This window comes from Paenibacillus sp. 2TAB23 (assembly GCF_052115165.1).
Lineage (GTDB): Bacteria > Bacillota > Bacilli > Paenibacillales > Paenibacillaceae > Pristimantibacillus.
Window position 1 is genome coordinate 1 of record NZ_JBFRGD010000056.1, and the last position, 2,785, is coordinate 2,785.

General features: G+C 52.7%; 1 protein-coding gene. It reads right to left on the reverse strand.

Features of this window, described 5'->3' with window-relative positions:
* Positions 1 to 368: 368 nt before the first annotated feature.
* On the reverse strand, positions 369 to 2,785 hold a 2,417-nt coding region (locus AB4Z29_RS32205), incomplete at its 5' end, for an IPT/TIG domain-containing protein (protein ID WP_441946948.1).

Sequence of the window (2,785 nt, forward strand, 5' to 3'; positions counted from 1 at the left end):
AAATAGACCAACACCTTCTATTCCCGCCTGCCCTCAAACGGAACTGCCTAGCCCATGTGACGTAATCATTTAAACGCCTATTTAAATCTATATGTGAAATCCTGCGAATTCGCGAGTATTCGTGAGAAAAACCTTATTCTCCGAGGGAGCTCAACAAAAAGATTCGCCTTTCAAATATTACAAATGCAAAAACCCGACCTCATGAGGTCGGGTTTTCCTTGGTGGAGGTGGAAGCGAGGGGGATCGAACCCCTGACCGCTTGCATGCCATGCAAGCGCTCTACTGTCATTGTTGGTTTCACTACCATAGACATGGATAAACCCGCCTGAACAGTTTTATTTCTGCTCAAGCGGGTATGTCCATGAATCTTATCTATCGATTGAACCTAGCGTTTGCAGCATCTTGATGAACACGACCGCCGCTTGCGCGCGTGTCGTCTCGCCCTTCGGATCGAACGTATTCGCGCTTGTACCGTTCATAATTTGTAGGGTAACCATTGTGCGAACATCCTCCAAGTATGCCGCGTCCACGCTTCCGATATCTTTGTAGCCGTTCAGTTCAACAGAATCCTTGACTATCGACGACTTTTCACGGTAAATTACGGCCGCCAGCATACTCGCCATTTCCTCGCGGGTCAATGGTTGATCGGGCTTGAAGCTCTCACCTGTCTCGAAGCCGAGAAGCCCAAGCTCCTTCGCATCGGCTACCTCATCAAAATACCATGCGCCTTGTTTGACATCCATATACGGCGCAGTACTGACGACAGATGCGCTGCGTCCCATAGCTCGAACTAACATGGCGGTAAATTCCGCTCTCGTTACCGCTTTGTCAGGGTTATACTTCCCAGCGCCAACTCCTTCAACGAGTCCTTTCGCTGCAGCCAGTTCTACATAAGCTCTGCTCCAATGTTTAAGCGTATCGTTAAAGCTTATCTTTTTTTGTACCACGACGTACACGCTGTTGGTATAGGAATCGATCGTCACGTACCATACGCCGTCGATCAACACTTTCTTCGCAGATACAAACTCAAACTTCTTTGTCGTTTCGTTATAACGGAATGCGCCCCATAACTGCGGCATGTCGGTCATGTTCTTTGGCATTGGGATGATCCGAGTCAGCGCACGGCTGAACTTGTCAGCTATTCCGATCGTTTGGCCGGTCTTGCTGTTTACAATATCGATTTGGAAATCGACAATCGCCCCCAGCACGTTGGACTGCGGCAAACCGCTCGTCAAAGCAGTTTGAATGTCCTTATTGCCAGACTTGTCGGTCAACGAGATCTTGAAGCTAATGTCCTCGGCATTAAGGTTACTTTTAGCTAACAATTCCTTCAACCCCGGAATGAGCGACGCCAGATTAACCGGCACTTGGTAACTGCCGTAAGGTGTCTTGATTTCGATTAAAAAAGTGTCGTTTTTCTTCTCAAACTCCGTTAATATACTAGCCGGTATGCTGACATAGGCAACGCCGTCTTTTGGTGTAATTTCAAAAGCGACGGACGGCTTACTGCTGTCGATTGTATCCGAGTCAATCATAATGCCGTTTTGGTCAATATCCAAATGGGTAGAAGCAATCGGAGTAGTTGGACTACCGCCAGTCTCACCACTACTCCTACTAACAACCTGCGTTACCGTAAAGGTTACCGGCGTCATGTTCACGGCTGACACCGTTATCGTAGCCGTATACGTCCCTGCGGCGAGTCCATCATTCGCTTTTACCGTAAAGGTCGTAGACGGCGTCCCGCTATTGAGCATTGTCGCCGATGGCTGTGTAATCGTAAAGCTACTCGCGTTCGTTCCGCCTAGCGTTGTTTCCAAGTCCACCAAGTCGCCTGTTCCCGTTCGCGTCACGGTCACCGTTTTCGTTTCCTGCGTCCCCGATGCATAACCCGCGGTTAGCGCACTTAGCGTCTCATTCGACAACGGGCTGATCGTGTTCGTTAAAACAAACCACGTATATTGATCCGCTGCCGATGTCGCGGATGTGCCACCCGTCGTCGTTACTCTTACGTCTACGGTTCCCGAGCTACCCGCCGGAGCGGTTGCCGTGATTTGTGTCGCCGAGTCCACGGTATAGGACGTCGCCGCYGTTGCACCAAACGTCACCGCYGTTGCACCRGACAGATTCGTWCCRGTCAAAATGACGGTCGTGCCTCCGGACGTCGGGCCCGATGTCGGCGAAATGCTCGTAATCGCCGGCGCCRCAATGTACGTATATTGGTCTGCCGCCGATGTCGCGGATGTGCCGCCCGTCGTCGTTACCCTTACGTCTACRGTTCCCGAGCTACCCGCCGGAGCGGTTGCCGTGATTTGTGTCGCCGARTYYACGGTAAAGCCCGTCGCCGCCGTTGCACCAAACGTCACCGCYGTTGCACCRGACAGATTCGTWCCRGTCAAMRTGACGGTCGTGCCTCCGGACGTCGGGCCCGATGTCGGCGAAATGCTCGTAATCGCCGGCGCCACAATGTACGTATATTGGTCAGCCGCCGATGTCGCGGATGTGCCRCCCGKCGTCGTTACYCTTACGTCTACGGTTCCCGAGCTACCCGCCGGAGCGGTTGCCGTGATTTGTGTCGCCGAGTCCACGGTATAGGACGTCGCCGCCGTTGCACCAAACGTCACCGCCGTTGCACCTGACAGATTCGTTCCGGTCAAAATGACGGTCGTGCTTCCGGACGTCGGGCCCGCCGTCGGCGAAATGCTTGTGATCGTCGGCGCGGCAATGTACGTAAATTGGTCCGCTGCCGATGTCGCGGATGTGCCGCCTGTCGTCGTTACTCTTACGT